Origin of the sequence: endosymbiont of Lamellibrachia barhami, assembly GCF_011947365.2 — a bacterium.
Classification (GTDB): Bacteria; Pseudomonadota; Gammaproteobacteria; order Chromatiales; family Chromatiaceae; genus QGON01.
Window position 1 is genome coordinate 696158 of sequence record NZ_JAAVSH020000001.1, and the last position, 7416, is coordinate 703573.

Below are 7416 nucleotides of genomic sequence, written 5' to 3' on the forward strand. Positions count from 1 at the left end.
TGTGTACTTCGTTCAGTTACGTATTGCTCATCAGGGTTCGCCACCGGCTGCAGGCGCTACCGACCGTTTCGGAGATCATATCGACAGTCACACTATCGTCTACACCACAGGCAACAAGTCGGAACTTAGCAAAACACCGTAGAAACCTAAGTAGATTTGAGGTGTGGAAAAGTCATAGTGCAAAGACCCTGTTCAGCAGTGGACCATAGAATATCGTTACCCGTAAATCACCATACCCAACAACATGTATTTTTGTAGAACAACGTCACCAAATTTGTAAACCCCACATCAGCACACAGGAATTAAATACTTTTATTTTTCATGGTGTTACAAATGGTACATAAATATATAAATTCGCATTCCGTAACTTCTGACTGAGGATGAAAACATTAGTACAGTGCTATAAAGAAATAGCTTCTTAAAACGGCTCTAAATCACTGGTTTTAACTATATCTGATTGCCCCTATAACTCAGCTGCTATAGGGAAAGAGATTTGTCCGCGAACAACGCAAAAAGCGCAAATGCATTGATTTTGTTTGAAAACCTGATGGCTATTCATCTCCATCGTCCGGTTCGATTATTACAGAATAGGGCTTATTGGACGAATTCAATGACTTAATGCAGAAGGAAAAATCGCGTCATTTGCGTTATTTGCGGATTAAAAAACATCGTCATCCTCTTTGAAAAAAATGCATTTATCTTCTAAACATCACATTAGGCACTCATAACGATCCTGTTCAGTTTCAAGGCATATTGCATCCAGCAGGCACCATGGGTTCGTACAAACCAAGTAGGCTTTGCCAGAAAAAAACTTTAAAGATCATCATTCTAACCCAGGAGTTACCATGCCCAGCGCCGCACGATTGTTCATCAAATGCCTCGAAAATGAAGGTGTCGACACTATCTTCGGCATACCGGGAGAGGAGAACCTCGATGTCATGGATGCGCTGCTGGATAGCAACATCAAGTTCGTCACCGTGCGACATGAACAGGGCGCTGCCTTTATGGCCGATGTCTACGGCAGGCTCACCGGGCGGGCGGGGGTTTGTCTCGCAACGCTCGGACCTGGCGCGACCAACCTGATCACCGGCTTCGCGGATGCCAATATGGATCGGGCACCCATTGTCGCCATTGCCGGGCAGGGCGCCACCACCCGGATGCACAAGGAGAGCCATCAGGTACTCGATCTGGTCAATCTATTTGCACCTATCTCCCAATACAGTGCCGAGATCCTCGGACCCGAGGTGGTACCTGAAATCGTACGCAAGGCATTCAAAGACGCACAAACAGAGAAGCCCGGCGGCGCCTTCATCAGCTTTCCGGAAAATATTGCAGGCAGCCAGGTAAGTGAGACGATCAAGCCACTCAGAGCCCAGGCGCCAACCCCCTCCTCACCGCCTTATGAGAAGATCGGACAGGTGGCGGATCTGATTTCCGATGCCAAGGCGCCGATCATCATGGCGGGCAACGGAGTGATCCGAAGCCATGCCTGTGACGCCCTGAAACAATTTGCAGAGAACCTCAACATCCCGGTGGCCCAGACTTTCATGGCAAAAGGGTGCATCCCCTTTTCCCACCCGCTCAGCCTTGGTTCCGTGGGACTGCAGGCCGATGACTATGTCGCCTGTGGCTTCAACCGCGCCGACCTCATCCTCTGTATTGGTTTCGACATGGTGGAGTACCACCCCCATCTCTGGCATCCCAACGCTGATAAAAAGATTGTCCACATCGACCAAACCTATGCGGAGATTGATGCACACTACGTCCTGGAGGCAGGGGTGATCGGGAATATCACCGAATCCCTGCAACGGATAGAGAAACTGGCAAAACCCCGCGACCTGGCACCGACCAGCGACCTGCGGGAGCTTATCATCAACGAGTTGGATCAGTATGCCGGTGACGACAGTTACCCCGTCAAACCCCAGAAGATTCTCTACGATACACGGCAGGTGATGGGACCTGAGGACATTCTGATCTCCGATGTCGGCGCCCACAAGATGTGGATAGCCCGGCTCTACCGCTGTGAGCGGCCCAACACCTGCATCATCTCCAACGGCTTCGCCTCCATGGGCATCGGCGTACCCGGTGCGATCGCGGCCAAGATGGTGTTTCCAGAACGCCGGGTTCTGACGATCACCGGCGACGCAGGCTTCATGATGAACTCCCAGGAGATCGAGACCGCACTGCGGCACAACATTTCCATCGTGATCATGATCTGGCACGACAGTGAATACGGGCTGATCAAGTGGCACCAACAACGCCGTTTCGGTCGCACCGGACACATCAGCTTCAACAACCCCGACTTCGTGAAATATGCGGAATCCTTCGGCGCCAAGGGGTATAGAGTAGAGAGTGCCGACGCACTCATTCCGACGTTGGAACAGGCATTTACCGATGAGACCGTCGTAGTGGTTGATGTCCCGGTGGACTACTCGGAGAATATGAAATTGACCGAAAAACTGGGCAAACTGATCTGCCCGATTTAGGAGAAAGAGTATTTCACCCCACCCACCTGACAGACAACCCAACCTCTGTGTGATCATTCCCACCCTCAATGAGGGGAAACAACTGCCGTCACTGCTCAATCAGTTGTTGGAGCAGGAGGCCATAGATCTTGAGATTATTGTGGCCGACGGGGGGTCGGACGATGACACTGTGGCGTTGACGGCGCGCGCCGGCGCCAAGGTTGCTGAGACGGCCCCTGGGCGGGGCCGACAGATGAACGGCGCACTCTCGCAGTGCAACGCACCCTATCTGCTGTTTCTGCACGCCGATTCCAAGCTGACCTCACAATCACAACTGTCAGATGCGCTCAAGGCATTGCAGCAACAGATTGCAGCAGCGGGACACCAGCGGATCGCCGGCCATTTCCGTCTGCGGTTTCTGCGCGACAATCCAGGCCGTGATCTCACCTACCGCTATTACGAGGAGAAGAGCGCCCTGAACCGGATGGAGTGCACCAATGGCGATCAGGGATTTCTGATGTCGCAGGACTTCTTCAATCAGCTCGGCGGTTTCGATGAATCCCTCGGATTTCTCGAAGATCAGCGACTGGCAGAGACCATTCGCCTCAAGGGCAGTTGGATAACCCTGCCGGGAGAGTTGCAGACTTCGGCCCGCCGCTTCGAAAGGGAAGGGCTCGGACGCCGCATGATCCTCTCCGCCCTGATCATGAATTTCCACCAGATCGGATTTATCGACTTCTTTCAAAGGGCCAGCGAGGTCTATCGCAACCAGAACGACACAGGTCCTTTGCAACTCTCACCAATATTCCAACTTATCGATAGTCTCAACAGAGAGGCAAAACCCGGGGTCGCCCGCAGGCGTTGGCTGGCCACCGGTCACTATGTACTCGGCCATGCGTGGCAGCTCTTCTTCTACCTCGATACCACACTGTTGTATTTTTTTGGATTCAAGAAACGCCCGTTTTTAACCCTGCACGACCGAATATTCAAACCCCTTACCAACTTCGTCCTTTTCGACTATTTGACTGCAGGCTTGGTCTGGCTCTGGTTCAGGGCCTCTTGGGTGTTCTTTCGTTACCGGGAAAAGGCGGCTCGTTCAACACCCCATGATTGAACTGAACAGGCTACAATAACAATGACTATTCAGCTCGCTACGATGCAGGTCGGGTCAGCCGCACGACAGCACATAAACTTGCATCTGACACGCTCTTCGTATGCGACGTAACCCGGCAGTGATTTGTCGGGTTACGATGCGCACAAAGCCATGTGTGAAAATTGATGTTCGTCGCAATGCACATCTAACCCGACCTACAGAAATAGTTTTTCTCAGAGGGCTTGCGATTGACACATGTTTCCTGCCCAGAGAGATCCACCACTTGCCGAAGAAGAAATTGAAAACAGGGCACACTAACAAATCCACACCGGTCACGACGGCAGACATTCAGCGACTCAACGCCGAGCGGCTCAAACTGCTCTATTCCATGGGGCATGTTGCCCTGCTGGCCAACCAAGCCACTGCATTGGTGGCAGTTGCAATTTTTTGGCGTCCCATTGAACTTTCGCTGCTGCTCTCCTGGTTTTTCGCCCTGGGCATCATCAACGCCGCCCGTGAGTTCTTGCTGCGTTCCTTCCACAAACACAATGGGCGGCCGCTCCCGGGAATCAGTTGGCAGACCGCCTATATGGCAGGCGCCATTCTCTCAGGCACCCTGTGGGGACTTTTCGGTCTATTTCTCGATTTCGGTTGGCCACTACCTTACCAAGTCGCCATGTTCCTGCTGCTGACAGGCCTGACTGCCGGCGCGATCCCCTCCAACGCCGTGGTTTTTTCGGTCTATCTGGGATTTGTTGCACCGGTCATCACACCGCTGCTGATACTGCTGCTCACCAGCGGGGATGCCACCAATCAGGCCATGGCAGGCATGGTCATCATCTATCTGATCCTTGTCATTATTACCGGCCGCAACTACGCACGCAGTATCTCGCGATCACTCGCTCTGAGAATGGAAAACCGTGAACTGCTCCGAAGCATCACTTCAGCCAACGCCGAGCTCTCCTTCCAGGCCAGCCACGACCCTCTGACCGGTCTCAACAACCGACGCGAGTTCGAACACCGCCTCGAACAAGCACTGGACAATGCACAGCGAGAACACCGGCAACATGTCTGCATCTACATGGATCTTGACCAGTTCAAGATCGTTAATGACACCTGTGGTCACGCCGCAGGAGACCAACTGCTGCGCGAGCTTGCCGTGACACTGGAGCCAAAACTGCGCAGCTCAGATATCCTGGCGCGTCTGGGTGGGGATGAATTCGGCATCCTGCTGGATGGTTGTTCTCTGAATAAAGGGATGGAGATCGCCCACACATTCCAGCAAACCGTGGAAGCGTTCCAATTTTTCTGGGAGGGCAAACGGTTCCAGGTCAATGCCAGTATCGGCGTAGTCTGCATCGACCAGGGGAGCGCCGGAGCCGACACCATACTCAGTGATGCAGACATGGCCTGTTATGCCGCCAAAGATCTCGGTCGCGGGCGGGTGCACCTATACGAGAAGAGCGACAAGGAACTCGCAAAGCGCCGCATCGAATACCACTGGGTTAACCAGTTACGCAGTGCCTTGGATGAAGATCGATTTCGGCTCTACAAACAAGATATCGTGCCCTTCAACACAAGTGCCAAAGAGGAGCGCAGGGCCGAAATCCTCCTGCGTCTGCAAGGAGATGGGGACGAAATCATACTTCCCGACCAATTCCTGCCCGCAGCTGAACGTTACGGCCTGATGATGACCATCGACCGCTGGGTAATCGAACGTAGCCTGCGGTGGCTGGTTGAAAGCAGGGAAACCAACCTGTTGCTCAACGTCAATCTTTCCGGCGTCTCCCTGGGGGAGGAAACCACCCTCACCGCTATCCGCCAAATGTTCATCGACTACCCGGTGGATCCCGGCGTCATCTGTTTTGAGGTAACGGAGACCGCTGCAATCGCGAATATGTCCACCGCCTCCCGGTTCATTGAAGAGATGCGGGGGATGGGTTGCAGCTTTGCACTGGATGATTTTGGCAGTGGACTCAGCTCCTTCGCCTACCTGAAACATCTGCCGGTGGACTTTCTCAAGATCGACGGCGATTTCGTGAAGGATGTACTCAATGACCCGGTAGACCGTGCAGTGGTGGAAGCGATTATCACTCTGAGCCGCAGTCTGAGTATCGGCACCATCGCAGAACATGTGGAGTCTGCTGCCATAAAAGAGGAGATGATCAAGCTGGGCGTCGACTACGGGCAGGGTTTCGCGCTCGCCCGCCCTGTCCCTCTCGACTGATATTCGTCTAGTTCTGAACCAGAGTGACCTTCGCTTCCGACGTGGTTTTATCGATAACGACTTCCACTTCACAATACTCCGGCTGTTCATCAACCGGCGTCGGATCATCAGAACAGTTGCAACCCGCAATGATCCCGGCATAAAAAATACCGGCATGTACCCGAACAGCGGTTGAGTCATCTGAAATTCCGATAATCATCATACGGAAGGGCGTTTCGCCGACATAACTGCTATTTGCCAATCCCTGCTGCAGGGGGAGTTGTTCGGCATCCAATTGCTCGATTTCATCTTTGAGCACATCCCTGAACTCAGGCGTATTCCAACTGTTTATGGATCGGGTAAGTTTGAACATATTGAGAGATCAGGACACCTTGAGCGCGCGCACCTGGAAAGGGTGCGCGCATAAACATTGTAACCAATTGATTTACATAACTTGTTCACCAGATAGTTTACACAGGGTTTATACCCACGGGAAGCCCTGCTGCATGAAAGAGCAGGAGTGGCTCGTGCGTTCCTAACTGAATCCAGCTTTATTCCATAACTAAATCAATCCGGTAACCCGCATGACAGGAGATGCAGTTCTGCATCAGTTCGGTCAATGCGCCCAGGGCCTGTTCCTTATCACCAAACTGCTCGGCATCCAGGGCCAGGGCATCAAATCGGGTATGGGTATCGAATCCCAGTTTCTTGAAATCGAGGGGCAGTTTTCCCATCAAAGAGACTGGCACGGCTTCCTGCGCCGCGCGTCCCACCTTGCGTGCAGCATCGGCAACCTTTTTCATATCATCCTGTAAAACGCCTTCATTGATCTGCTGCACAGTCACCAGAAAAGCGCGCATCTCCGCCATCACCAGATCCCTTTCGGGCGGGTTCCAACTGCAGGCTCAAGCGCCCGTCGGTCGCCGGTTCAACGCTACCCACGACGATAAATTTGTAGGCCATGCCCAATATCACAATCAGCATCAGGGCAGTAATGGTCCAGCAAGTCTTACACATGGTTGAATCTCTCCTTTTTTGGGTCAGTCCCAAGTTTACTTGTCCGATTTTGCGCTGCCGCCGTTTCAGCCTGCAACGCATGAAATAATTGTCTCTCATCGATTCGGGGCGTCTCTATAGACGCCCCGAACGCTCATTTCAGGTAATCAACCCGAACAGGCTGTTCCGTCCGGCACCCCCATTTTTTTCAGAATGCTGGAGAGCGGACAGATATTGGTGAAACCGCTCTGCATCAGGTTAGCACCGACAAACAGTGTCAAAAACGCCCAGTAAGGATGGACATAATGAGTCAGGGCCAGACTCAGCAGGATCATCATTCCCGCCATCAGGCGGACAATTCTATCAATAGTCATCATGTACTCCACTTATACGGAATCGGATCAAAGCGCGTAGCTCAACTGCAGGTAGACAATATTCTGCTCGATGGATATGGTATTACCAGAGCCGGTATTGGACGTTAACTCATTTTCAAAGGCGTGAGTATAGGAGAACGAACCGGAGATCCGATCAGTGAGTTTACGCGTCAGCCCCATAGAGAGATGCAGTTCCGGAATTGCCACGGAGCCGAGATTGTTGTCCACATCCTCTTCGCCAAAAGGGGCCTCCGCATAGTTGATACCAAACCGCACAGTCGT

Annotated in this window: 7 protein-coding genes and 1 pseudogene; 3 read left to right on the top strand and 5 right to left on the bottom strand. The window is 52.6% G+C overall.

Annotation, left to right across the window (positions count from 1 at the left end; genetic code table 11):
* Positions 1–845: 845 nt before the first annotated feature.
* The 3 genes from G9Q73_RS03050 (at position 846) to G9Q73_RS03060 (ending at position 5785) form a co-directional block, all read left to right on the top strand.
* Complete coding sequence (locus tag G9Q73_RS03050; RefSeq protein WP_177418500.1) at positions 846–2486, top strand: acetolactate synthase large subunit; 1641 nt, start codon at positions 846–848, stop codon at positions 2484–2486.
* 49 nt (positions 2487–2535) lie between these two features.
* The gene (locus G9Q73_RS03055) at positions 2536–3579 is read left to right on the top strand and encodes a TIGR04283 family arsenosugar biosynthesis glycosyltransferase (protein WP_369408819.1); all 1044 of its coding nucleotides are present in this window, start codon (positions 2536–2538) and stop codon (positions 3577–3579) included.
* A gap of 277 nt (positions 3580–3856) precedes the next feature.
* Positions 3857–5785, top strand: a complete 1929-nt coding sequence (locus G9Q73_RS03060; protein ID WP_218649917.1) for a putative bifunctional diguanylate cyclase/phosphodiesterase — start codon at positions 3857–3859, stop codon at positions 5783–5785.
* Positions 5786–5792: 7 nt separating this feature from the next.
* On the opposite strand, the gene G9Q73_RS03065 is transcribed toward G9Q73_RS03060, so the two are convergent.
* The 5 genes and pseudogenes from G9Q73_RS03065 to G9Q73_RS03080 form a co-directional block, all read right to left on the bottom strand.
* A complete protein-coding gene (locus G9Q73_RS03065) occupies positions 5793–6137 on the bottom strand; it encodes a hypothetical protein (RefSeq protein ID WP_177418504.1) in 345 nt (114 codons plus the stop codon).
* 178 nt (positions 6138–6315) lie between these two features.
* Entirely contained in the window at positions 6316–6624 is a 309-nt protein-coding gene (locus tag G9Q73_RS03070) for a hypothetical protein (protein ID WP_246344956.1), read from the bottom strand.
* Positions 6587–6781, bottom strand: coding sequence for a hypothetical protein (locus tag G9Q73_RS19355; protein WP_246344958.1), 195 nt, complete (start codon positions 6779–6781; stop codon positions 6587–6589). The genes G9Q73_RS03070 and G9Q73_RS19355 overlap by 38 nt, the downstream gene beginning before the upstream one ends.
* A gap of 146 nt (positions 6782–6927) precedes the next feature.
* Positions 6928–7134 carry a YgaP family membrane protein gene (locus G9Q73_RS03075; protein ID WP_177418506.1) on the bottom strand — a complete coding sequence of 69 codons (207 nt, stop codon included), beginning with the start codon at positions 7132–7134 and terminating at the stop codon, positions 6928–6930.
* Positions 7135–7161: 27 nt separating this feature from the next.
* Positions 7162–7416, bottom strand: a pseudogene (locus G9Q73_RS03080) (OmpP1/FadL family transporter); the annotation flags it as partial.